Origin of the sequence: Chitinophaga sp. ARDCPP14, from assembly GCF_051362515.1 — a bacterium.
In the GTDB taxonomy this organism is placed as follows: Bacteria; Bacteroidota; Bacteroidia; order Chitinophagales; family Chitinophagaceae; genus Chitinophaga.
On the sequence record NZ_JBKIXB010000002.1, the window covers coordinates 284,719 to 308,712 of the forward strand.

The 23,994-nt window shown below is 42.6% G+C and carries 20 protein-coding genes; 1 reads left to right on the forward strand and 19 read right to left on the reverse strand.

The genetic code is table 11. The annotated features are described in order from the left end of the window. Positions 1–6: 6 nt before the first annotated feature. Genes neuC through ACLHR0_RS05800 form a run of 11 tightly spaced genes read right to left on the reverse strand, consistent with a single transcriptional unit; the run spans position 7 to position 11,684 of the window. Positions 7–1,182: a UDP-N-acetylglucosamine 2-epimerase gene (neuC, locus tag ACLHR0_RS05750; protein WP_436485299.1), complete on the reverse strand. Its 1,176-nt coding sequence runs from the start codon at positions 1,180–1,182 to the stop codon at positions 7–9. Positions 1,183–1,197: 15 nt separating this feature from the next. Then, on the reverse strand, positions 1,198–2,136 hold the full coding sequence (locus ACLHR0_RS05755) for a GNAT family N-acetyltransferase (RefSeq protein ID WP_429062501.1): 939 nt from the start codon (positions 2,134–2,136) through the stop codon (positions 1,198–1,200). An 11-nt stretch (positions 2,137–2,147) separates the two neighbouring features. Further along, positions 2,148–3,161, reverse strand: coding sequence for an N-acetylneuraminate synthase (gene neuB, locus ACLHR0_RS05760; RefSeq protein WP_436485302.1), 1,014 nt, complete (start codon positions 3,159–3,161; stop codon positions 2,148–2,150). Next, entirely contained in the window at positions 3,158–3,793 is a 636-nt protein-coding gene (locus tag ACLHR0_RS05765) for an acetyltransferase (RefSeq protein ID WP_436485304.1), read from the reverse strand. Before ACLHR0_RS05765 ends, neuB begins: the two co-directional genes overlap by 4 nt. A gap of 36 nt (positions 3,794–3,829) precedes the next feature. Further along, positions 3,830–4,831 (reverse strand): 3-oxoacyl-ACP synthase III family protein, encoded by a 1,002-nt coding sequence (locus tag ACLHR0_RS05770; protein ID WP_436485306.1) that lies wholly within the window; start codon positions 4,829–4,831, stop codon positions 3,830–3,832. An 8-nt stretch (positions 4,832–4,839) separates the two neighbouring features. Then, positions 4,840–5,595 carry an SDR family NAD(P)-dependent oxidoreductase gene (locus ACLHR0_RS05775; protein WP_436485308.1) on the reverse strand — a complete coding sequence of 252 codons (756 nt, stop codon included), beginning with the start codon at positions 5,593–5,595 and terminating at the stop codon, positions 4,840–4,842. 47 nt (positions 5,596–5,642) lie between these two features. Beyond that, positions 5,643–5,867 (reverse strand): acyl carrier protein, encoded by a 225-nt coding sequence (locus ACLHR0_RS05780; protein WP_370908565.1) that lies wholly within the window; start codon positions 5,865–5,867, stop codon positions 5,643–5,645. Between the two features lie 19 nt (positions 5,868–5,886). Next, positions 5,887–7,032 carry a LegC family aminotransferase gene (locus tag ACLHR0_RS05785; RefSeq protein ID WP_429042534.1) on the reverse strand — a complete coding sequence of 382 codons (1,146 nt, stop codon included), beginning with the start codon at positions 7,030–7,032 and terminating at the stop codon, positions 5,887–5,889. A 9-nt stretch (positions 7,033–7,041) separates the two neighbouring features. Then, positions 7,042–8,040 carry an NAD-dependent 4,6-dehydratase LegB gene (locus ACLHR0_RS05790; protein ID WP_429042536.1) on the reverse strand — a complete coding sequence of 333 codons (999 nt, stop codon included), beginning with the start codon at positions 8,038–8,040 and terminating at the stop codon, positions 7,042–7,044. Positions 8,041–8,088: 48 nt separating this feature from the next. Then, a complete protein-coding gene (locus ACLHR0_RS05795) occupies positions 8,089–9,174 on the reverse strand; it encodes a lipopolysaccharide biosynthesis protein (protein ID WP_370908568.1) in 1,086 nt (361 codons plus the stop codon). 41 nt (positions 9,175–9,215) lie between these two features. Next, positions 9,216–11,684, reverse strand: coding sequence for an SLBB domain-containing protein (locus tag ACLHR0_RS05800; protein ID WP_436485312.1), 2,469 nt, complete (start codon positions 11,682–11,684; stop codon positions 9,216–9,218). Between the two features lie 516 nt (positions 11,685–12,200). Here ACLHR0_RS05800 and ACLHR0_RS05805 point away from each other — a divergent pair. Further along, positions 12,201–12,701 carry an RNA polymerase sigma factor gene (locus tag ACLHR0_RS05805; protein WP_370908570.1) on the forward strand — a complete coding sequence of 167 codons (501 nt, stop codon included), beginning with the start codon at positions 12,201–12,203 and terminating at the stop codon, positions 12,699–12,701. Between the two features lie 62 nt (positions 12,702–12,763). Here ACLHR0_RS05805 and ACLHR0_RS05810 read toward each other — a convergent pair whose 3' ends face one another. The 8 genes from ACLHR0_RS05810 to ACLHR0_RS05845 all read right to left on the reverse strand — a co-directional run bounded on the left by ACLHR0_RS05810 (position 12,764) and on the right by ACLHR0_RS05845 (position 23,932). Continuing rightward, on the reverse strand, positions 12,764–13,981 hold the full coding sequence (locus tag ACLHR0_RS05810; protein ID WP_436485314.1) for a sterol desaturase family protein: 1,218 nt from the start codon (positions 13,979–13,981) through the stop codon (positions 12,764–12,766). 217 nt (positions 13,982–14,198) lie between these two features. Continuing rightward, complete coding sequence (locus ACLHR0_RS05815) at positions 14,199–15,611, reverse strand: RtcB family protein (RefSeq protein ID WP_436485316.1); 1,413 nt, start codon at positions 15,609–15,611, stop codon at positions 14,199–14,201. 11 nt (positions 15,612–15,622) lie between these two features. Beyond that, a complete protein-coding gene (locus tag ACLHR0_RS05820) occupies positions 15,623–16,327 on the reverse strand; it encodes a hypothetical protein (RefSeq protein WP_436485318.1) in 705 nt (234 codons plus the stop codon). A 127-nt stretch (positions 16,328–16,454) separates the two neighbouring features. Further along, the gene (locus tag ACLHR0_RS05825; RefSeq protein ID WP_370908574.1) at positions 16,455–17,519 is read right to left on the reverse strand and encodes an AAA family ATPase; all 1,065 of its coding nucleotides are present in this window, start codon (positions 17,517–17,519) and stop codon (positions 16,455–16,457) included. A gap of 828 nt (positions 17,520–18,347) precedes the next feature. Continuing rightward, a complete protein-coding gene (locus tag ACLHR0_RS05830) occupies positions 18,348–18,914 on the reverse strand; it encodes a DinB family protein (protein WP_200817306.1) in 567 nt (188 codons plus the stop codon). Between the two features lie 580 nt (positions 18,915–19,494). Further along, a complete protein-coding gene (locus tag ACLHR0_RS05835) occupies positions 19,495–20,577 on the reverse strand; it encodes a PA0069 family radical SAM protein (RefSeq protein WP_370908575.1) in 1,083 nt (360 codons plus the stop codon). A 40-nt stretch (positions 20,578–20,617) separates the two neighbouring features. Continuing rightward, positions 20,618–22,399: a MutS-related protein gene (locus ACLHR0_RS05840; RefSeq protein ID WP_436485321.1), complete on the reverse strand. Its 1,782-nt coding sequence runs from the start codon at positions 22,397–22,399 to the stop codon at positions 20,618–20,620. Positions 22,400–22,501: 102 nt separating this feature from the next. Further along, positions 22,502–23,932, reverse strand: coding sequence for a glycoside hydrolase family 125 protein (locus ACLHR0_RS05845; RefSeq protein WP_436485323.1), 1,431 nt, complete (start codon positions 23,930–23,932; stop codon positions 22,502–22,504). Between the last annotated feature and the right edge of the window lie 62 nt (positions 23,933–23,994).

Below are 23,994 nucleotides of genomic sequence, written 5' to 3' on the forward strand. Positions count from 1 at the left end.
AAATCACTAAACCTTATAAGTGATATTTTTATATATCAACTTATCATTTATAGAAATACTTCTCAGCACATCACTTATTTTCTTTGCACTATTGCCATCTCCGTAAGGATTCACTATGCCTTTTACGGCAGCACGGTAAACAGGGTTATAAATCGATTCCCGGATGGCTGTTGCAATTTCCACTCTGTTATAGTCAACATAAATTACATTTCCGGCACTAAACCGTTCGCGTTGACGGCTACCAATATTTACAACCGGCAGGCCAATGGAAGGCGCTTCCAATATACCGGAACTTGAATTTCCAATCAGCACAGCGGCATTTCTGAGTAAGTTAATATAATTGACCCGGTCCAGATTTTTAAACAGGTGAAAAATTTCAGGATACTCACCGGCATATTTACCTATCATCTCTATGATGGCGAAGTTCCCTGCATCAGAATTGGGATAATTAATAAAACACTTTATGCCCAGATCAACGACTGCCTCCAATGTTTCCACTATCTGCTTACCCGCATCAGTGGCTTCGGTTATAATTGGGTGCTGTATTAAAACCAAATATGGCTCGTCGCCTGTTTTCAATACCTTTAGCGGCGCAATTTCATTTTTTGGAATCACCGGGCAATGAACAAATTTATCCAATGCAGGATTCCCTGTATTAAAAATCCTGAAGTCATCTTCTCCCAGCAATCTTAATACCTGGGCATGCTGTTCAAGAAAAGTAAAATGGATGTGCGCAAACTTGGAAGTTGCATATCGGACAGCGTTATCGATATTGCCATCATTAGCAATATCGCCACCAGCCAGGTGAGCTACCGGAATACTTAAATACGCAGCTGTCATAGACACGGTAATAGCCTCCTCACGGTCACCAACCACCACAATAATGTCCGGTTGCTCCCGTGCAAAAGCATGAGCCAGGCCCGTAATCTGGGTACCTATTCCTACCACTCTTCCTACTTTATCTTCACTACTAACTAGATTATAGATCCTGTCAGCAATTTCATATCCATCGTTTTCTATATTCTTAACTGTTTTGCCAAATGTCTCGGAAAGATGAGCTCCCGTTACTATTAACTTCAGTTCAATATCATTACAGTTATTTAACTGTTCAAGTACCGGCTGCATAATATCATACTCCGATCTTGCGCCTGTGACAAATAATATTTTACGTTTTTGAATCATTTGCAGTGGGGGTTATTAATAAACATCTGAATCTCCAAGCTGGAACCACCAATTATCTGCGGATTCCACCGTCTGGGAAGCAAAGCTCCGGATTCCGAAATAAGTTACCGGCAGACCGTTGCTAAATCCTAGCTTCTCAAAAGATAAATGCCTGCCATCTTTCAGCGGTATCCAAATATTAAATTTTTCATACTCTTCCGCAGGAAATAATGCTGCAAGATGCTGAAGTACTACTTTCGTAATTCTCTCATTATCTGCGAAGCACCATTCGACAATATCTAATTGCTTTTTCTTACCGGAAAGCTGGAATTCTTTTAGCACTACAAATCCTTCATCCCCGGAAGTGTTTTCCAGAATCACATATTTATTGGAGGGATTATTAATATATCTCCAGTTCAAATATTCCGTGCTTCTCTTCACTTTTACACTGTAGTTATTAAATATTCCTGTGTGCAAATCTTCATGCTGAGTTGTAAACTTAGTAACGATACTAAGCGATGCCGACTTTTTAGCTGTTATAACGGCTACATCGCAAGACATCATTGGTATGGTTGTTATATCTTTCCAGTCCAGATTTTTAATAAATCCTCTATGGGAATTATTGTTAGGAAATCCCCATACTGCCGTCATCCCGTGAATCTGCATCATATCCTTGTATAGTGCCTCAGATAATTGCTGGAATATTCCTAATCCTGTGTACTCCGGATGTGTCATGGTGGTCATGGAAAGACCTGTTAGCTGTTGTTTTCCTGCGACATCCAATAACACGGGGGAAACAGCATAATGACCAATCAGTTTCTGTTCATTCCACATCAATTTTATTGCGTACTTATTACATGGATTATCTTTAAACCGCCAGCGCCAGTATGCTATAGGCATTGGTTTCCCAAAAACCAGTTCGAACAGTTTTATTATCTCATTCTCATCTCCACCTGTATAATCACGGATTTCCATAGTTATCTTATTTAAAGTGTGATCAGTTCATCTGCTTCAAAATCCTTCACGGCTATTTTGCCAATAACATGATCCCATTCCATGGGGCTGATACCATTCCCCGGTCGTTTAACAGTGAGGTTTTTTTCGGAAAACAGTTCCCCTTTCTTTATATCAGCAGCGGCCACAATACTTTTTCTTGCCACCAATTTGTTCTTCTCTTCGATAGCAGTAGGAGCCTTATTTCCTGTACCAAGTGCTTTTTCAATATTCCGGATGGCAGCTACCATCTGCTTCAACTCAGTAGGATCGAGCGAGGCTGCATGATCTGGTCCCTCCATAGTCTTATCCAACGTGAAGTGTTTTTCCACAAGAGTGGCACCTAATGCAACAGCAGCAACAGGTACTTCTATTCCCAGGGTATGATCAGAATATCCAACAGCAATATCAAATTTCTCTTTCATTTGAAGCATAGCTTTAAGATTGATATCTTCAACCGGTGCCGGATATTCGCTGGTACAATGCAGTACAGTAACTTCTTTCGCGGTTTTACCTTCGGCAAATATAACATCCAATGCCGCTGCTACTTCCTCTATCGTGGCCATACCCGTAGAGAGAATAAGCTCCTTAAAACTTTGCGCCATTTTTCTCAGATATGGCAAATTGGTAATTTCTCCTGATGGGATCTTTCCTAACTTAATTCCCATTGACTTGAGTAAATCAATGCTTTCGAGATCAAATGGGGTAGAAAGGAAACTGATATTCTTTTCGTTGCAGTATAAAATAAGCTCGTCATGGGCTTCGGGTGTCAGTTCAAGCTTCTTTAACATACTCACCTGATCTTCGGCCTGTATTCCGGTATTTCTCAGTTGGTAATCCGCTTTACGTGCATGCTTACTGGCTATATTTTCCGCTTTAAATGTTTGAAACTTCACGTAATCAACTCCTGCATCGGAAGCCGCATCGATGAGCGCCTTTGCCAGTTCAATGCTGCCATTGTGATTAACACCTGCTTCTGCAATTATAATCGTACTATTCATGCTCATGCAATTCTTGTAAATGGAACACCTATGTAAGTGCCCGGTTCTTTAATATTTTTATGGACTAATGAGCCGGAACCTATCCTGACATCATTGACAATACTTACACCATGGTTAATTGTTGCACCACTTCCCACAAATACTTCTTCGCCGATTTTACAATTCCCATTCACCAATACACCGGTAGAAATATGACAATGATCACCGATGGTGGAGTCATGCTCAATCACAGCCCTTGTATTGATGATAGCATTGCATCCGATTACTGCTCCCGCATTGATATAAGCTCCATGCATGATGATACTGCCTTTGTTTACAATAGCATATTTTGAAACATGCGACAATGGAGAAATCACAGTGGCTATATTTGCATTATTTGATGACAATAATTGCCACGTCTTTGTTCGTGGCAGTGCTGATTTAATCTGGCCAATGGTTATGAGAAACCAGTAGCCCTGCTTTATCAGTCCGGCAATATCATTGTCATTCCCAATAACCCTGTAACCCAATACCTGCGAATCCAATTTATCCGGAACATCAATAATTCCTTCAATTGTAAAGTTCCCTGATTCCTCAATTACATCGATACATGATTTTGCATGTCCTCCTCCTCCTATTAAAATCAGTGGTTTCCCCATATCATTATTTTTTCCGACAAAGGACTATTTAAGCTGTTAATACTGTATAATTCCTGCGCCCCAGGAATATCCCACACCGAAACCAGCCACCAATACCTTCATACCTGATTTAATCTTCTTCTGCTCCTCCGCCTGTTTAAGGGCTATGGGAATGGTAGATGAGACCGTATTTCCACAATTGGCCATGCTAACAAAAAACTTCTCTTCCGGGATTCCAAGTTTAAGTCGTAAATGATCAAGCATATACTTGTTGGCCTGGTGAAAAACAAACAGATCAATATCCTCTTGTTCCAGACTATTCTTTTGTAATATCTGTTTCACCATCACCGGCACAGATCTGAGGGTAAACGAAAATATCTCGGCGCCATTCATGAATAAGGTGGTACCAGATAAGCCATTAGGACTGGGAATGGTACCTTCAGAATCTGAAACACGGGGATGGCGCATACCTCCTCCTTTCACTATGAGGTTTTCCGCACCGCTACCGTCAGTACCAAAAGTAATAGCCCGTATGTCTGCCCCGTGACCGTTTCTTTTAATGAAAGTTGCACTGGCAGCATCTCCAAAAATAGTTCTTACGCTTTTATCGTGATCATGAATATGCTTACTGTATGTTTCTGAAGTTATCAATAAAACGTTCTCCACGTCTCCGGAACAAATTAATCCTTTAGCGAGGCTCAAGCCATATACGTAGCCGGAACAACCAAGATTAAAATCGAGGGCACCTGCCGTGGTTGGAATACCTAAAGCGTGCTGCACAATACAAGCCGTTGTAGGTAAAAAATAATCCGGGCTCTGCGTGCACAGTAAAATAAATTGTATCTCCGAAGGAGTTATTTTATGTTCCTCAAACAACTTGCTTGCTGCCTTGATAGCCATCGACGAAGCAAACTCATCTTTTGCTGCAATCCGGCGCTCTATCACACCGGTTTTGGCAGCTATTTTATTTACTGACCAATCAGGAAATAATTCATGAAGGTCATCATTGGTCAATGTTTCCTCCGGTAAATAATATGAAATTGCATCAAGTGTTATCATCTTTAACCTCATATAATTGTTAAACCTCCATCCACAACCAAAGTTGTTCCGGTAATCCATTTACTGGCAGCTGAAAGCAGAAAGATAGCTGCATTCGCAACATCTTCCGGCTCACCATAATCGCCTAAAGGATACTTCAATTTATCTTCTTTCACGCTCTCGTCAGACACTTGTTTTATCATCTCATGATACATCTCTGTTTTTATCATGCCAGGAGCGATGGTATTAAACCTGATCTTCCGGGAGGCGTATTCCAGCGCCATTACTTTACTTATGCTGTTAAGTGCACTTTTTGAACCGGCATAGGCTCCAAAACCTTTAACTGCAGTATAGACTCCATTCACAGAAGTCAGAAAAACCACCGAGGCGGCTGATTGAATCTTTTTTTTATTCAACAAAAGGCGTGTAAGATTAACAGGAGCCAGGTAATTGGTTTCAGTAATCTGCTTTAACTGATTGAAGTCCAGTATTTTTATTGGAGCAAGCTTCAATATACCAGCTGCATGAACAATTCCATCTAGAGGAGGTATCTTATCAACAGCCGCAGCAATTGCAATTTCATCTGTAATATCTAATGATAACACAATATGGCCGGCCCCATCAAGCAGCTCCTTAACGTTCGTTAGTTTCTCAGCGTTTCTTGCCACTAAAATAACTTTCGCGCCCATCGACGCAATCGAGATCGCAATTTGCTTACCGATACCGGACGATGCTCCGGTAATAAGTATTGTTTTCTCTTGAAGATTAAACGGGGATTCTGGCATCAATCAAACTATTATTATGCAATTACTATATAGTTGAAAACTATCTTCTATTTCGCAATGATATTATACAACTCCTCAACAGTAGCAGCATTCATAATATCATTTCCCGAGATCTGTTTATTATATTCCCTGTCGACCATAGCAATTATAACGAGACTGGTCATTGAATCCCACTCCTCTAATTCACGATAGTTAGTGGCGGCTGTGATTGTGCCTGGCTCAACATCTTCAAGCTGCTGCTCAAATTTTGTAATAAACTCTTGTATTCCCATTTATTAGTATTTAATATAATTATCTAACACTGCTTGGCAGATTAACGACTCTTTCCTCCAGCCATAAAGCATTTGTGAGATCTGTAGATTGGCATGCAGCATACATCTGCAATTTATTCATCAATCTCCAGATTGGCCTTGTCATTACCTTCTGCTCGTTCGTTTCTTTAAGAAACAAATGCTGGGCCGTATGATCCGGCAAAATGATTGCATTTAACCAGTAATTAGCCTTTGTGTTCTCAATTTCCCTTACAAACTTTATGTCCGTTCCCGTAAAGAATTCAGCATATAAATCAGCGAGTTCCCGTTTGTTCTGCAACATCATTTCCAGTTGTTCCAGCTGTGCACAAGCCAAAGCTGCATTAAGATTCGACATTCGGTAGTTATAGCCTACCTCATCGTGTACAAACTCCCAGGCATGGGGCTGCTTTGCTGTTGTGGATAAATGCTTCGCATGCAATGCTATGGATTCATCATCAGTAACAATTGCTCCTCCCGCACCACAGGTTACGGTTTTATTGCCATTAAAACTGAAGGTGCCTATTTTTCCGATTGTACCTGTATGCTTGCCATTGTAATAGCTACCGAGTGACTCCGCAGCATCTTCAACCAAAGCAATATTGTATTTCCTGCAAATATTTGAAATATCCTGGATCCTCAATGGAAACCCAAAAGTGTGCATCGGCACGCACGCTGCGATCCGCTTCCCGGATACTTTATTGATGCAATTTCCGCTACTATCAATATAAGTGTGATCGTGTAAAAACTGTTCCAGGCTTATTGGCGACATCCCCATTGTATCCCTGTCCACATCTACAAATACAGGTATTCCACCTGCGTGAACAATGGCATTGGCCGTAGCTACAAATGTAAGCGGCTGCGTAATCACCTCATCTCCATTTTTCACACCAGCCAGCAAAAGTGCCAGATGCAGGGCTGTTGTGCCATTTACGGTAGCAACAGCATATTTTGCGCCTGTAATCTCAGTCATCATCTTCTCAAACTGCGTAACATAAGCACCTACAGAGGAAACAAAAGTGGAATCTATTGTATCTAAAACATACTTTTTCTCGTTACCTGTAAAACGGGGAGCATGTAATGGTATAAAAGTATCTTGCTGGTTAAAAACTGTCCTGATGAAATTTATAATGGGCTCAAAATCCATAACCATTCTTTAAATGTTGTATATGTTTGCCTTATAGCTACTGAGGTTACCAGGGATAGAAAACCATTCGATCGTTTCTTTTAGCCCTTCTTCCAGTGTATACTTTTGCTTCCAGGCTGTATGCTGACTAATCTTCTCTCTGGATCCATACAAGCGAAACACTTCACTTTTTTCAGGTCTCAATCTGTTTTCATCCTGAACGATTCTTGCAGCTGGATTCAGGAGTTTCACCAGATTGGCAGCAAGATCACCGATGCTCACTTCAGATTGAGTTGCAATATTACAATCCTGTCCGATCAGGGAATCCGCTTTAGCAATCTCAATAAATCCATTTGCGGTATCTTTCACGTATAAAAGATCCCTGGTAGGCGTAAGGTCTCCCAGACTTATTTCAGTTTTACCATTCAGTAATTGTGAAATAATAGTCGGTATTACTGCTCTCGCCGATTGCCGCGGCCCAAAAGTATTGAAGGGTCTTACAATTGTTACCGGTAAATTAAAGCTCCTGTAAAACGATTCTGCAATACAGTCAGCACCAATCTTTGAGGCGGAATACGGTGATTGCGGCTGCCTCGGATGCTTTTCATCAATAGGAATATATTGGGCAGTACCATATACCTCCGAGGTAGAGGTGACAAGTACCCTCTCTATATTGAGATCTTTAGCCGCCTGTATAATATTTAATGTTCCTTTGATGTTCGTGTCAATATAAGAGTCAGGAGAATGATAACTAAAGGGAATTGCAATTAATGCCGCCAGGTGAAACACCACATCAATGTCTTTCATGGCGGTTCTTACACCGTTAGGATCCCGGATATCTCCTGAAAATATTTCGAGTTGGGACAGCTGATCCTGCGATAATGTATCGAGCCAACCCCAACTATTAAAAGAGTTATAATATACAAAAGCCTTCACTTTACAACCCTCTTCTAGTAAACGTTCTGTCAAATGACTTCCTATAAAGCCATCTGCACCTGTTATTAAAACCCTTTTATTCTTTAGTTCCATGATTATTCTAAATTATTTCCTGATTTCAATCCACTCTGAATAGTATAATTATGCCAGTATATCTTTGAGTACCTTCCTCAGCGTAAGAAAAATAACAATGAAGAAACCACCCATCAAACCTCCAATAATCACACCCTTCGTTTTTCCCAGTTTTTCTTTTTTCAACGGCAGAATGGGCGTATCAATAACCTGGATGATCGGAGTTTCCTGCGCCATAGCAATTTTACCTAACTCAAGATTTTTGACAACTTCACCATACATTGTTTCAAGTACCATTTTATCTCTACTCGCCAGTTGTGTATTTATACTCGCTACCTGACGGGCCGGATTCATATTAATATCCTGGGCAAGTGCTACGGAATACGTTTTCCGATTCAACATTTTTTCCAACGAATCCGCTTCTGCCTGTAAACGGTCAACATTCGTTTTGGACCGCTGTGTCCTGGTGTCAATATAAAAATTGGTTGCCTCAGTCATTAAACGCTCCGTGAATGCTTTCGCGAAAAGCTCATCTCTGGTTGTACTCCTGACTACAATAAAGTTAAGTTTCTTGTCAACCTTTTCTACTTTCAATACCGACTTTCCAATTGACTCCTGCAATGTTTGCAGAATACTGTCCTGAAGCAGGGAAAATCGTCTTCTATCGCCACCCGGTGGGAAAGAAATGCCTTTCAACGAAGGTTTGGCGGCCCACCCTAAACGAAGCTCATTAAAATCTATATATCTCTCAGCGAGCGTTTGCTTTTTACCATTTATCATCACAGTAGAAAGCAAAGCCTTTTCAATCATTAACCTTGACTTAAGAAAAGTCATGATATTATCACCCTGAAAAACACCATTACTCCCCGAACCACCAAGGTCAATTCCAAACTGGCTGGCAAGTCCGGCATAAGCCCCTAACGGACTGCCGCTATTGTCCTCCACAACGAAGGTAAGTTCAGCGACGTATTTGGTTTTTAAAATAAACGATAATATTAATCCCGTAGCTCCACCTAAAATACCAAACAGCAAAATAATATACCAGTTCTTAAGGAAGTATTTCCACCAAATGCCCAATTTTATAACAAGTTCTCTGACAGAAATTTCATCATTATTTTTATCACTAACATTCGTATTTATATTAGAAATCTCCATTTGGTTATATTTAATTGCAATTCCTGTTTTTTATACGGTGTTTATTTAACTCTTGTCAGGATTGTAACAATTATTAATGCAATGGACGCAATACCACTACTTAGTCCAACTACTTCCTGTCCTGATAAACCTTTCCTCTCTCTCTTGCTCGGAACATATACTTCTGCACCTGGCTTTACTTTGGGATACTTATTAAAGAAGAATATCTTCCTGGTACTTTTTACTTCCCCATTTGCGTATACAACGTAACTTCTTCTTTTCAAAGCCGCCGATGTATACCCACCTGCTCCTCTTATATAATCCCTAAATGCATAAGCTTTATCGAAACGAATTTTCTTCGGAAAATAAATCTCTCCAAATAATTGAACAGTTTGTAATTTTTTAGGAATTTTTAATACATCCCCCTCTTCTAACAGAATATCATATTTCGATCCCGGCTTCTTTATGATATCTGCCAGATTAATCCCTAATAGTTGATACTTCCGCTCCATCATACTCTTAACGCTATTAATACTTGAGCTGTCTTCCAGCTTATTGTAGAATAAAGCGAGCTTGTTCGTAAGCAGAGCCGAATCTGAACCATTTATGTAGGTTTTACGCAACAATACCGCTCCTTCAGGAAAAGCTTCCGGCTTAAGGCCTCCAGATCTCTCAATAAGATTAGAAATATGTTCTCCTTTATTAACAATGGAATATTGTCCTGGATAAACTACTTCTCCATCAATTAAAATATTAGCCTGCTCACTGTAAACCGGAGATTTACGAATACTAACCTCGTCAAACGGCTCCAGTAATACTTGTTCACCCGCAATAGCATTCAAATCTGCGTTGATATCAAATTGTTTAATGATAGCCTTTGCACTGTCCTTGCCATTGTAATCGCCCTTCCTGATTCTCCTTGATATTTCTACACGTTTCAATGATGCTGCATCCCTGAGCCCCCCGGATAACAAAATCAGATCTTCCAACCGCATACTATCAGCATAAGGAAACGCCCCTGGTTTGTTAACCTCACCTCCTATTGATACAAAATATTGCTGTCTCAGATCTAGCTTAGAGAATACAATTACACTGTCTTCTTTCTTAATAGGAATGCTGGATTTACCACTGACAATATCCTGTACATTAAAGCTAATGATAGCTGGCGTAAAGTCATCCTGCAAACGCCGTATAATGCCTCTGTTCAAAGAAGCCTCTTCTCTTATGCCATCTGCTTTTTTAATCAAATCGGCCACCGTCATTCCTGGCTCCAAACCATAATTTCCCGGATGAAAAACAGCACCGCTGATAGTCACGCGGTTACTAAACCGGTTCAAAATAGAATCTACAAAAAACTGATCTCCCGACTTGAGCTTAAACGTGGCAATCTGATCAGCGGGGACATTGATGACCTCTCTTTCCTTATTATTAATGCGATACCCTGTTATGTTCTCCTTAAACGAACCATCCGTATATCCGCCTGCATAATCCAGTATATTCTGCAATGTCTCATTTTCCTTTGCCTCAAAAATTGCGGGCCGCTTAACTTCCCCGACTAATTCAACACGGGTCTTATACGGATTCACTTTCACAATATCCTGATCCTGTAACACAATGTTATTGGTGAGATCACCCTGCGTAAGAAAATCATACAAATCAAATGTTGCAGCTACATGACCATTACGGATCACCTGAATACTTCGAAAAGAACCATTATCATCGGGCCCTCCGGATACATACAATGCATTCGCTACAGTAGCCAATGATGGCAACGTATATGTTCCCGGCCGTTGAATCTCTCCAATAAGCAATACCCTTATACTACGAATGTTACCCAGTGATACCTGTACAAAGGTTTTACCACTGGAAATAGTAGAGTATATTGTAGACAACTGCTTTGTTATTCTGTTCTTAGCCTCATCCATTGTCAGGCCATTCACATATACCGGTCCCAGATTAGGAACACGGATATACCCCTCCGAAGTGACTGTCAATTTATACTGCACCTCAGAGTAGCCATACACATCTATCATTACCTGATCATCTGCAGCTAGTCTGTAATTAGAGGGAGTTGGTATTCTCAGGTTAGGTTCAAAAGTCAGATTCTTATTTGTAAACAATTCAGCGCCAAATATCTTCTTTCGTTTAATTTCCGACGGACTCGCATTTTGCCTGAATAAATCAACCTGAGTGGTATCCGAATCATTGAATGACCTTCCTGAATATTGCGTGTCCTGCTGAAAAATCTCACCGCTTTTCTTTTTTTCCAGTGATTTATCCAGTCCCATTGCCTGTATCCTCGTTTTCAATTTCGCCGCCTCGGCCGGAGGCACCCCTTTCTGCTCCGCGTACGAGTCAATATCATCCATAGACATATTATTCTGTTTCATCTCAGCAACGATACGCCTGATCTGATCATCTGATAAATTATCTACGTTTACTTGTTTTATCTGAGCTGGGGACGGTACCTGTGCCATTACACAAAACCCTACAAACAGGAACAGTTGGACCAACAGTATTTTTCTTAACATGTATAATAGGATCTAAAACTTTCTCGAATACCTTTTTTGGAAACAATCTTATCCGGCGCCGGCCAAATAAGGTGCAAATCTATTAAAAATAACATATAAATGTTAGTTCCTAACACTTTTAACCTGAAAACCTTATGTGCTGTCTGATATACGTTTAAACATCTTCCCGGGTGTTGGGCACACCCCGCTGCAAATATGCATCCAAATATCACCTATCCATTAATTTTAAGTTATTTATAATATGTGAATATTATTAATACAATAACTCAAATCCTTTTCTCACTCTTTTACGTTAATGCATATAGAGAGTCACCTGTATTTACCTGTTTGAGAAAATTTGGATCACTACTTAAACTACCACCTGTTTTACCGATCTAAATATTAGGCATAAGACAAATTACTTGATAATCAATAAAATATAACGGAAAAATCATGTATTAACCGCCCCGCGGTATCCTTTGAAAACTATTTACCCTGTTTTCTTGTTTAAATTAGTTAAGGCAAAACTTAAACATTATGTCGTCTGTTGAATTTAACACCTTGCTTGTCGGAAACGCTGATTTCCTGAAACCCTTTGCTTTTACCCTCACCAAAGATGCCGAACAGGCAAAAGATCTTTACCAGGAAACGCTTTTCAGAGCCCTGTCCAACCGGGAAAAATACCTGGAAGGCACAAACATCCGCGCCTGGCTATTTACCATCATGCGGAATATCTTTATAAATCATTACCGGAAAAAATTAAAACATCGCACCGTCGCAGAACCAAGTGCCAGTGAATTCTTTATAAACCATCATGAGAACATCGTCAGCAATAAAGCGGCCTCTAACTTACAAATGAAAGATATCCATGTGGCAGTTTACCATCTGCCGGGCATCTTCAAAAAACCCTTTATGCTTTACTACGAGGGTTACAAATATTTCGAGATTGCAAATATGCTGCAAGAACCATTGGGCACCATTAAAAGCAGAATACATTTCGCCCGCAAAATTCTCAAATCACAGGTTCCAAGACAATAATCCCTTACCCTTACCGAAAATCCCACACGCATCCGTCCGGCCAAAACGCCGGATAAGCATTGCTATGAACGGGGATAACCGTACACCAGGCGCAGGTAATGCTCCTTGAGGTGCGACTGGAAATAAAAAGCAGTAATCATAATAATAGCAGCTGCACAGAGAAATGCAGGATGAGGCCAGCAATAATAACCTGCCAGGCACAATACCAGGTAACGCGCATACTCCAGGTAAAACACCCATTTCTTCTGCTCCATAATAGCGCCGCAGTTAATCAGCGTAAGCAGGATGAGCAGCGCTACACATACCTGTATAAATACCGGCACATAGTGCTCCAGCAACAGAAAGGAAAACAATACAACCAATGTGGCCACAATTTGCCACAAAACATAATTAAACAGTTTAGGCGCCTCCGTGATATGGGGATTACGCAGCAGGAACTTTTCCTCCAGGATCTTCCGCGCCCCCGGATCTACATTGTCCGGTTTACCAAAAATCACGCGCAGCTTATTCCGCCAGCCTTTTGCCTGCCGGGCAGAATACAACATCTCCAGGATAAAATGGAAATGCTGCCACAAAAAACTATTGCTTTCCAGTGGCTTGGTTAAACCATACACCGGCTCCTCTTCTTCTTTTACAAAAGTGCCAAATAACTTATCCCATATTATAAATACATCACCATAATTTTTATCAAGATACTGGGGGTTACTTGCGTGATGCACCCGGTGATGCGAAGGCGTTACCAATATATATTCCAGTATCCCCAACTTCCCAATGGTACGCGTGTGAATAAAAAATGGATACAGTCCATGCACCAGGAGCATACTGGTAATCATAGCCGGAGGAAAACCGATTACAGGAAGTATAGCCCAGAAACCCGTACGTATGAAAGCCTGGAACACCGTAATCCGCGCAGATACCGTATAATTAAACTCTTCACTCTGGTGATGCACCACATGCGCGCACCAGAACACGGTAACTTCATGCGCCAACCGGTGATACCAGTACCAGATAAAATCTGTACAGATCAACAACGCCACCCATAACAACACACTGGATTTGATATCAAAAATGGCAAAATGACGATACAAGTAGTCGTATACAAAATAAAAAAGCCCTACTGTAAAAGTATCCAGTAAGCGCTCCGCAATACCCACACTCAGGTTGGTAATAGAATCATTAAACTTGAAATAAGTCTTTCCGTTTTTTCGCGCCACCAGGTATTCTAACCCAATAAAAGTCAGGAAAAAAGGAACTGCCAATGCCAGGTAGTTTAAATGCACTTGATATAATTTTAAATCCGGAAATCCAAATAGTAAGACATAGGCTAATACACGGTGCCAGCCCATGCATAGGTTTAACTGGTAAAACTGGTGGTGGTAAATTACCACAATGATAAGGAATAAAATTTAATTATCCTACTATTTTAATAGACTAATAAAAACGAAAGGCGGAAACAACTTTCGCCGTTATCCGCCTTCGCTTCATTGCATATTTTTATCAGTCCTCCGGAGGTCCGCCATCAGCCATTCTTACCACCTTCGGTACAAACCGGCCAATTACTTCCACCAGCGCTGTTTGCGCCGCCATCACCGTATCAATATTCTTATACGCACCCGGCGCCTCATCCAAACCACCTCCAATCAGTGTTACACCATGTTCCTGCAATTGTTGCCTTAACACCTGTTCAGTGATAGATGACTTTGCCCGTGTACGCGACATGAGTCTTCCGGCGCCATGCGACGCAGATTGTAAACTTTCCTCTTCACCCTTTCCACGCACAATAAATCCGGGCGCTGTCATGGATCCCGGGATTACACCCAGTACTCCTTTACCTGCCGGCGTAGCCCCTTTCCGGTGCACAATCACCTCTTTTCCCCGGTATATTTCTTTCCAGGCAAAATTATGATGATTCTCCACCCTCGCCAGCAAAGTGGCGCCCGTAGCGGCAATCAACCGCTTATGAATCAGGTGGTGACAGGCAGACGCATAGTCACCCGCCAGGTTCATCGCCAGCCAATACTCCTGCCCTTCCGCTGTATCCAGGTTCAGGTAAGCCAGGTGCTTTGCATGTTCGGGCAACGGGCAAATCTCTTTCGCAAGCTGTGTATAGTGCCCCGCTATCTGCGCACCCATTCCACGTGAACCGGAGTGCGACAGCAATGCCACATACTCACCAGGCGCCAGCTGCCATTCATTCTCCGGATCCGTAATTGTGGCAATTCCCCATTCCACGAAATGGTTACCGGATCCGGAGGTTCCAAGCTGCCCTGCCGCTTTATCAAACAGGTTTCTTACAAACTTTATCTCCTTAAATTCACTTCTCTCCAGCACCGGGTCCGCCTCCCGCTTTTTCCACTCTGCACCGGCTCCGAATTTTGTGAAAGTCATCAGCTGCTTAGCATACGATGTTTCATTCATTAACAACGTTTGCACCGGCAAATCCAATACACTCAAACACATACGGCAACCAATATCCACGCCCACTCCATACGGTATCACTGCATTATCCGCCGCCAACACACCACCTATCGGTAACCCGTATCCCTGGTGGGCATCAGGCATCAACGAACCGGCAACGGCAACGGGCAAACGAACCGCGTTATTTAATTGCTTCACCGCGCCCTCCTCTATATAGGACTCCCCATAAACGGAATAAGGTACCGGCGTTTCACGCAAGGCAATCACTGCCGGCGCTGCTGGCGTCAACAGTTCACGGGCTATTTCACCCAGTATCGCATCATCTGCATAGACAGCAGGATCCGCCAGTACTTTGGTCAATAATTCAATTGCTGCTTCTTCCGTTAAGTGTCCATAATGTTGTTCTATAACATTCATGGCTATACGGAAAACAGGACTTTGGGGATAACCTATCTCCAGTAATTTTCTACCGTTGATTTTTAAACTTGACATAAAGGGTTAATTTATTCGTACCATTCTTCCTGCAACAGTTGCTGCAGGGTAAATTGCTTAAATTGATATTTCTTCTTATACTCCGGTAACCATTTTCTCCGGCTGGATTGCTGGCTCCTCGTAAGGCTCCATATCCTGTGTTCCAATTGATGCTGCTTCAGAAAGTCATCCAACCGGTCCATCTCTGATTGCAGTTCGGGCGCTGCTACCCGCTGTTTGGTGATCATATTGGGGCGTACCTGCAACACAAATCGCCAGGGTTCTTTTACAACAAAATACTTTATCTGATCAATACCGTTCTTACAATAACGGACCCGTTCTTCAAAACAGTTGATCTCTTTTGGGGAGAGTTTCATCTTCTTAAAATGATAATCCACCGGTTGCAGTAAATGCTGCTCCCTCAGCACATGTATCTTCCTTCCTCTCTGTCGCTTCTTTACTTTAAAATCTTTCCGGTGGCTATAATCATACGTATTGATCTTTTTCAACAGCTCCTGGAAAAACTCACCATCGCGGCTCCTCATCACATCTTCCCGTAAAACAAAGTACCGTTTGTAACCTTTCATTACCGGCGGATCCAGCTCCGTATAACCACGTTGATTCCATGCCTGCCGCAATTCCTTCCGCCTTCTGCTGTATTGCAATAACTGTTTGTCGTATTGTTTAAGCGCATCGCGCTTTCTGCGCCTGCACGTTCTTATCCGTGAGGCTGCCATATAATTTTCGATTTCCTGATTGTCCATCATCAGTCATTAAATGTTCAATATTGTTTACTCCGCTGATATATATGGACAATTGATTTTTTTTCATTTTTATTAATTTTTCAAGATGAATAAATACTATTTACGCGATCTCTTCCAGCATTTCCCGCCTGAACCCGATCACATGTTGTTTTGTTTCAAAAGAGGGTTCATGCTGATTGGCAATTTCTGCAATAGTCATCGCCTTATTGATCACCGTATCAAAACCCATGTGCTTTGATAATGCCTGTGCCTTAGCCACCGGCAGCCGTTTGAACTCGTACTTTGCAATCAGCCTGCCTTTACGCAGCAACGCATTGTCGATAGCGGATAAGTCGCTGTTGAAAGAACAAACCAGCTGTATATTCAAACAATCTGCCAATAATCCATCCGACAGGTTCAACAAATTTGAAACAGATGAGTTACCGGAAAACTTACGATCCATAATTACATTTTCAGCATCTTCAATGATCACTACACAATTAGGATTATCGATCAGCAGTTCCATGAACTCAGGATTCATAATGTTGTTTGCCAGGTCCGGCGAAACAAAAAGCACCCGCTTCTTTATCCGGCCAATCAGGTAACGCAGATAAGTAGTTTTACCTGTTCCCGGCAAGCCATGCAGCAATACGATCCCCTTGTCTTTATCCTTCTTCAGCCGCTGCTGGATTACCTTGTCTATCTCTTTAAAATCATCTTCATAAAACATACCTATATCCAGCTTGGTACGTTTTATTTCCAGGCTTTTCAGTTCCAGTCCTTTACGTCCGCTGGTGATCAGGTTAATTTCATGCGGTTCCCTGCGTTGCTTTTCTTTATATCGTGTAACCGTTTCCGTTACTTCTGATACAAAGGCAGGAATAGTACCATTATGCAATATCTCGCACCACGATTGCCAGAACGCTACCACGCTGTTATTACTTAACACAAACAGCGTTTGATTATGCTTATACTTTTTCTTCTTGTTGTCATAATCGGTATAGCGGTGCGTATGAACAATAATACTTTCATATTTCTTGGCAAAGGCTGCGGCGGCTTTATCACCATCTACTTCGTAAATGTTATTGATATCGGGGATAGCACTAAAATGAACGGTATACACTCCTTTCGGATCAAAATGTTCACCATCTGTGATATCTATGTTATTATTAACTATCTGCTTCATAGCTGCTTGTTCTCTTTAATGTGATGTTGTCCTGATGATAAAGATTTCCCGGGACCAGGCCGGGCCCGGGTAAATCGTATTTATCATGGGGTAAATTACAGGTTATCCTTCTGATAACCTGATGATAAGGGGTTAAAAATGCAAACAGAGACGAAAAAAAATATCTTAAAAAGGAGATGAAAGCGGAGCAGGATTACTCCGCCTGCCTGTTTTTTATGTACCTCCTCAAATAATCTTTATACTGCCGCATAAAAAAACCCGGTCTGTTTAAAACGGACCGGGTCATATAACGTTAACGTATACACTACGTCAAGACATACCTCGTCCGTTTAGCATTAATTGAATTAATGCTATCTCTAAACCATTTACTGCGGCGGATTTGAATCCGTTCTGTCATTCCCGGTAAATTCATCATTCCAATAAATCGATAACAAAAAAGCCCGGATCCAAGGACCCGGGCTGCTGTTATACTTACAAATATTTTTTATCTACCTGTAATCATAAAACGCCCGGAATCCGCTGCCATCTTGCTCTGAGCAAGGTGTTGCGTTGTCCATATATAGATTAATGCGTTTCATGTTTATCAATTTGTTTATTATCAATTTTAACGATGCAAAGATAACAGGATATATTTTGAATTTGCAAATTTTTAACAAAATATTTTCAACTATTTTATTTATGTTTTTTTTGATTTTCGAAATCTGAAGCAGTGTCAATGATCTGCAGCAGGTCACAAAATATAAGCGCAATAAAAAGCCGGAAGTGATAAACTTCCGGCTGTAGTTATGATCAGGATTAACAAAAACAGATGGTGGTGGTCGACCTAAGTTATATTAACACCGCGCTTTCTTCGAATTCCTTCTGAAGGCGCTGCATCTGACGGATATGCCGTTCGATATGCTTGGTGAGGAAATAGATATACTGATAGATGTCCAGCTTGCCCAGCTGATTTACAGACATGTTAGTGAACACCAGCACTCCTTCACCGTTTTTCAGTAAAGACAGGTTGTACATGCACTGTGCATACTGTTGCTTCAGGAGGGCTTTTACTTCCTGCATATTTTTAAGTCCGGTAGGTTCCATATGTTCGGGTCTTACCCAACCAAAGGATTTGCTGCCGATGACATCTATTTGTTCTAATTTATTGGCATAATCTGCCGGGAGTATCACGGAGTGGCCGGTTTTCTTACGTTCCAGCGCCCGGCGGGTACTCTTATTGATGATCAGCAGCAAAAAGTAATTGGTGAGCGTAATATGCTCCAGTACTTCCCGTATGCTCCATTGATCACGGTCTGGTTTGAAATCCAGTAATGCCGGTTCTTTTTCAAACCACTGATCCAACTCCCTGAAATTGGTGAGTAAGGCCTCTCTTACAACTTGAATAACGTTTCTCATCATCTAACGTTTTTGGGATTATGCACTTTACTTCTTTGCTAATCAAACGGGTTAGCGCATAACATCTTTGAATAAATATTTTGTTTGCCATTTTTATGCCGGATTTGGCCACAAAAAAACCCGGCCGTATTTACGGACCGGGATAAATAATGTAGAGGGGTTATCTCACATTATCGCATACCTTGTCCGTATGGCTTTTTTAAGGCAAAGCCATTCCGTTTACGCCATGAGGCGCATTTTTCTTGCATTACAGTTATCGCTTGAAATTCTTTCAATGTCGTCATTTCATTACTGCTTCAAAAGCAAAAAGTCCCACACTTTTCTCTAGTGCGGGACTCTTGTTTATATCGTTTGATAACTTTTCGTTCGTTAACAATCGGTGCAACATGCCCGCATTCTGGCCTTGACCTGCTTGTGTTGGCAGGCCATCGCTGAAATCTCGTATGTTGATATAAGTTGCACAGTTATTTTTGTTCTTGAAGCAAAGGTAATTTTTATTTTTTTTATTACACAAAAAAACACCCTACTTTTTTCCCAGACTTAACAATTAGTTTAAAGTGCAACTACATATCATTGATAATCAGAACAGGCTTAATTGCGAATTCGGCCGGCGGAAGGCTGCTGTATTGAATTCGAAGCGTTCCTGGTTCAAGCCATTCTTCTTTGTATGAATTTTAAACTGCTGCTTTATGAGGTCCGCAATGTTGCCTTCTCCCCTCATTCTCCGCCCAAAGTCGCTGTCATTCACCTTTCCCCCGTGCATACTTTCTATATGGTGCCATACTTTATCTGCCCGGTCGGGGAAGTTTTTATAGAGCCAGTCGTTGAAAATGATCTTCACCGCATCGTTGAGCCGCACTACCGTATACCCTGCATATTTAGCGCCATTGGCTGCTGCAGCTTCCAGCAGGCGGGGAATTTCATGGTCATTGAGTCCCGGAATGAGCGGGGCCGTCATAACGCCAACGGGTATCCCAAGATCACTCAGCTCCTTCACCACCTTTAGCCGTTGCGCCGCCGTAGCGGTACGGGGCTCCATTTTTTGCCGCAGGTCTTCCTGCAACGTGGTGATAGACAGGTACACGCATACCAGGTTATCCTGTGCCAGCTGCTGTAACAGGTAACGATCCCGCAATACCAGCGAGTTTTTAGTAATGATCCCTATGGGCTGTTTGTATTCCAGCGCCACCTCCAGCAACTGCCGGGTAAGCCACATCTTGCGTTCTACCGGCTGATAGCAGTCCGTATTCCCCGAAAGGGAAATCGGCTTGGGGTCCCACTTTTTATTATCCAGGAACCTGCGCAGCAGTTCCGGGGCGTTATGTTTTACAATAATCTTTCTTTCAAAATCCAAACCCGCGCTCAAACCCCAATACTGGTGGGTGTTACGGGCATAACAGTAAATGCAGCCATGCTCACAGCCCTGGTAGGGGTTCATGGAATACCACATCCCCACATCCGGACTGTCCACCTTATTCACGAGATTTTTCGCATGTTCCTCGAACACCTGGGTAGGTACATCTGCCTGCCACCATTCATCAATGCCTTCGGCATGCTCCTGCGCATATTCATCTGCCAGGTATTTATTCTTGGGATTAATCTGTGCTCCGCGCCCTTTATAGTATGGATTTTCCGGTGCGCCCTCCTGGAATGGCAAAGTCATAGACTAAATATTTTAGTAAAAATACTAAAATATTTAGGATTTAAATAATTTCCATTTGCTTCATCAGGAAAGTGGCGTTTTTATTTCTCGCAATACCCTCCCGGATGCGGTAGTCGAAAAACAAATGGTTGTCCTGTATAGTGCTTTCAAAACAATAATTCCTGATCTGGTGCGGATAAGCCGATTCCAGCTGCCCCAGTTCCAGGTCGTGCGTAGCAATCATGCCCAGGCAGTTATATTGCAGGAAATGCTCAATCAGGCTGCGCGAGCCCGATAATTTATCTTCAGAATTGGTGCCTTTGAGAATTTCATCTAACAAAATAAAAACCCGCGCACCGGTTTTCAGGTGATGGATAATATGCTGTAACCGCAGCAACTCTGCCTGGAAATAGGAAGTATGACTGGCAATCGAATCCTTGATTCGCATGGAAGTCATGATACGCATAGGGCTGAATACAAAACGGTCCGCACACACCGGAGCGCCGCACATAGCCAGCAACAGGTTGGAGCCTACGCTCCGCAGGAAGGTACTTTTACCGGACATATTCGATCCGGTAATGATCAGGAAATGATCTTTACGGCCAGTGGCGCCGTCATTCTTTACGCATTCATTGGCCGGGATCAACGGATGCCCCAGTGCCGTAGCCTCCAGGACACGCCCTTCCGCTTGCGGCGCCGGCCACGAAAATTCCGGATGATTAAAGGCGTAGGTAGCCAGGCTGTTCCACACTTCCAGCTGGGTAATCACATCAAACCACCCGGTAATGTGCTGTTTATGCTGTTTCTTCCACCGTTCCAAACGCAGGATGCAATGGAGGTCGTACAGCATCAGGGAGTTAAGCCCCAGTCCAATCAAAAGGTTTAGCCGCTGATCAAAGGCATTACATATTTTAGACAGCTGCCGCAATGCTACATCGGCTTCTTTGGCCTTATCCTGCTGTTGCTGCAGCAACGCGGATTTTTTGAAACTGCCGTTTTTTATAAGATGTAATAAGATAGAAAACTTATCCAGTATCCTTTCCTTATGCGAAATCAATACATATTGCGCCATGATCTTTTTCTGACTAGCGCCCAGCAGCAACCAGTTTAACATGATCAGTATCAACAACGGGTAGTATTTACCAGTGATGGCATAATATACAATGGAGCCGGTTACCAGCAAAGGACTCAGCCAGATAACCACATTTATAAATTTGTTGTGCAGAAAGTGGAAAGGCATTTCCAGCCATGCGCTGATTTCCCGGCGATCGCTTTCTTCTTCTTTCGCCAGCATGGCATTGGCAGTAAGCAGCTGCCGGAACTCCAGTTCGGGTGTAAGTACCTGCAAAGCCTCCTGTGTGGCCAGAATAGCCGGGGCATCTTCAAGCGGGTCACGCAGCGCAGCCGCCAGCTGGCGTCTGCCGGACAATGTACCCGTGCGGTTAATATGCTGAAAAACAGAAGATGGCCCAAAAACATCGAGGTCGCTGCTGAAATCATGGCTGTCGTCCACGAACTCATTCCCGTCGTCAAAAGCCGATTGCCCGGTAGTGACCAACTGCCACTCCTTCTCATTCAACTCCAGCAGGGATTTAAAAAGCTGCAGCTTCTGCTGCGCTTTGGAATACCATATCAACAACACTATAAACGCAAGCATACCGGCAGCTGTTACCAGCAGCCATGGCGCTTCCCAGCCGCTCCGGATAAAAAACACGATGCCGGCTACCATCACCAGGAAACTGGCCAGCCGGGCCCATGAAAGGCTGGCGGTTAACCGCTTCTCTTTTTTTATCGCTTCCCGGAACTGGTGAATCCTTTGCTGGTAAATATCTGCTGGCGTCATTTATCTGGTATTAATAACTAAAAAAATCAGGGATTTCATGATGTATGTTCGCAATATATTGAACATAAACCACAAAATCCCTGGTAGAAATAACTGGATTATTTATGCGTATTGTCTCTTCAGCAGATCAGGATACTCCTGGCTTACCTTCAGGATCAGTTCACCAAAGAGTGTATTCACCCAGGCAAACCACGGACGGGTAAATTTAGAGGGATCATCTTTGTGATAAGATTCATGAATAAAGCCGGTTTCACCGTCGGTATTGCGCAAGGTTTTAATACAGGAAGCTATTTCCTCCTTATCATGACTGGTCAACGCCCGCATGATAATACTCATTGGCCAGATATAGTCGTTGCCGGTATGCGGGCTACCTACCCCATCGCCATATTTACCCCTGTAAAACCAGGGCTGGAAATTACTCCATACAAAGTGCCGGGATGCCTGGTACAACGGATCGTCAATGCCGGTATATCCCAGGTAAGGAATAGACAGGAGGCTGGGCACATTGGTATCATCGAGGAATAAACGGTTTCCGAAACCATCTACCTCAAAACCATACATCATACCTAACTTAGGATGCTCCACAATGGCATGCGACTTAATAGCACGGTCTACCTCATCAGCCAGCGCCGTACATTCGTGCGCAAAGGCCGCATCTTTATATATTGTTTCACTGATTTCCGCCAGCTGACGCAGGGATACCACGGCAAACATGTTGGACGGAATCAGAAAAGGAAATACTGTAGCATCGTCTGAAGGACGGAATATAGAAACGATCAGTCCCACCGGAGAAATAGGGTTCCCCCAGCCTCCGTTGGCAACAGTATCTGATTGTACAGGTGAATTACGCTGAAATTTGTAAGGACCGTGGCCGTCTTTACGCTGCTGCTCCTTAAATGTTTTCACGATGAGCTGCGCCGCCTGTTTGTATTTATCATCGAAGGGGGTATTATCCCCGCTGATTTTCCAGTAATTATAAGACAACCGGACCGGGTAACACAGGGAATCAATCTCCCATTTGCGTTCATGCAGCTCCGGCTTCATGGTGGTCAGATCTTTATCCCATTCGCTGCCGGTAGGGCCTTCATTAAAGGCGTTGGCATACGGATCAATGAGGATACATTTCGTTTGACGGTTGATAACGCCCACCACCATTTCTTTCAGTTTCGCATCATCCTTTACCAGTGGCAGGTAAGGCCATACCTGGGCAGAAGAGTCGCGCAGCCACATGGCGTTGATATCACCGGTGATCACGAAAGTATCGGGCCGGCCGTTTTCTTTCTTAAAGTTAACCGTTGTATCGAGCGTGTTAGGGAAACAGTTTTCGAACAGCCATCCCAATTTGGTATCCGCAATCTGGGACTTTACCTTGATAATTGTCTTTTCCACCGCTTCGCTGGTGAATTTCCGCTTTGCCAGGGGCGGACGTTGGGAGGTATACCCATTCCAGCCAAATACTGTTTTGGGCAATCCAAGCCCAACAACGCCTGCTACCAGGGCGCCGTTCTTAAGAAAATCTCTCCTTGCAACCATAACGTTTTTGAATTTAGGAAACCCTAAAATAGAAAAGTTTTGCGGATTTGCTTAATCGATTT

What these genes read in the sequence shown, in the direction of transcription:
- ACLHR0_RS05820 (WP_436485318.1), bottom strand. Translation starts at nt 16,327, where the DNA reads ATGGCAGCCTCACGGATAAGAACGTGCAGGCGCAGAAAGCGCGATGCG.
- ACLHR0_RS05765 (WP_436485304.1), bottom strand. Translation starts at nt 3,793, where the DNA reads ATGGGGAAACCACTGATTTTAATAGGAGGAGGAGGACATGCAAAATCA.
- ACLHR0_RS05770 (WP_436485306.1), bottom strand. Translation starts at nt 4,831, where the DNA reads ATGATAACACTTGATGCAATTTCATATTATTTACCGGAGGAAACATTG.
- ACLHR0_RS05785 (WP_429042534.1), bottom strand. Translation starts at nt 7,032, where the DNA reads ATGGATTTTGAGCCCATTATAAATTTCATCAGGACAGTTTTTAACCAG.
- ACLHR0_RS05780 (WP_370908565.1), bottom strand. Translation starts at nt 5,867, where the DNA reads ATGGGAATACAAGAGTTTATTACAAAATTTGAGCAGCAGCTTGAAGAT.
- neuB (WP_436485302.1), bottom strand. Translation starts at nt 3,161, where the DNA reads ATGAGCATGAATAGTACGATTATAATTGCAGAAGCAGGTGTTAATCAC.
- ACLHR0_RS05825 (WP_370908574.1), bottom strand. Translation starts at nt 17,519, where the DNA reads ATGAAGCAGATAGTTAATAATAACATAGATATCACAGATGGTGAACAT.
- ACLHR0_RS05840 (WP_436485321.1), bottom strand. Translation starts at nt 22,399, where the DNA reads ATGACGCCAGCAGATATTTACCAGCAAAGGATTCACCAGTTCCGGGAA.
- ACLHR0_RS05815 (WP_436485316.1), bottom strand. Translation starts at nt 15,611, where the DNA reads ATGTCAAGTTTAAAAATCAACGGTAGAAAATTACTGGAGATAGGTTAT.
- ACLHR0_RS05805 (WP_370908570.1), top strand. Translation starts at nt 12,201, where the DNA reads ATGTCGTCTGTTGAATTTAACACCTTGCTTGTCGGAAACGCTGATTTC.
- ACLHR0_RS05790 (WP_429042536.1), bottom strand. Translation starts at nt 8,040, where the DNA reads ATGGAACTAAAGAATAAAAGGGTTTTAATAACAGGTGCAGATGGCTTT.
- neuC (WP_436485299.1), bottom strand. Translation starts at nt 1,182, where the DNA reads ATGATTCAAAAACGTAAAATATTATTTGTCACAGGCGCAAGATCGGAG.
- ACLHR0_RS05755 (WP_429062501.1), bottom strand. Translation starts at nt 2,136, where the DNA reads ATGGAAATCCGTGATTATACAGGTGGAGATGAGAATGAGATAATAAAA.
- ACLHR0_RS05775 (WP_436485308.1), bottom strand. Translation starts at nt 5,595, where the DNA reads ATGCCAGAATCCCCGTTTAATCTTCAAGAGAAAACAATACTTATTACC.
- ACLHR0_RS05835 (WP_370908575.1), bottom strand. Translation starts at nt 20,577, where the DNA reads ATGACTTTGCCATTCCAGGAGGGCGCACCGGAAAATCCATACTATAAA.
- ACLHR0_RS05845 (WP_436485323.1), bottom strand. Translation starts at nt 23,932, where the DNA reads ATGGTTGCAAGGAGAGATTTTCTTAAGAACGGCGCCCTGGTAGCAGGC.
- ACLHR0_RS05800 (WP_436485312.1), bottom strand. Translation starts at nt 11,684, where the DNA reads ATGTTAAGAAAAATACTGTTGGTCCAACTGTTCCTGTTTGTAGGGTTT.
- ACLHR0_RS05830 (WP_200817306.1), bottom strand. Translation starts at nt 18,914, where the DNA reads ATGAGAAACGTTATTCAAGTTGTAAGAGAGGCCTTACTCACCAATTTC.
- ACLHR0_RS05795 (WP_370908568.1), bottom strand. Translation starts at nt 9,174, where the DNA reads ATGGAGATTTCTAATATAAATACGAATGTTAGTGATAAAAATAATGAT.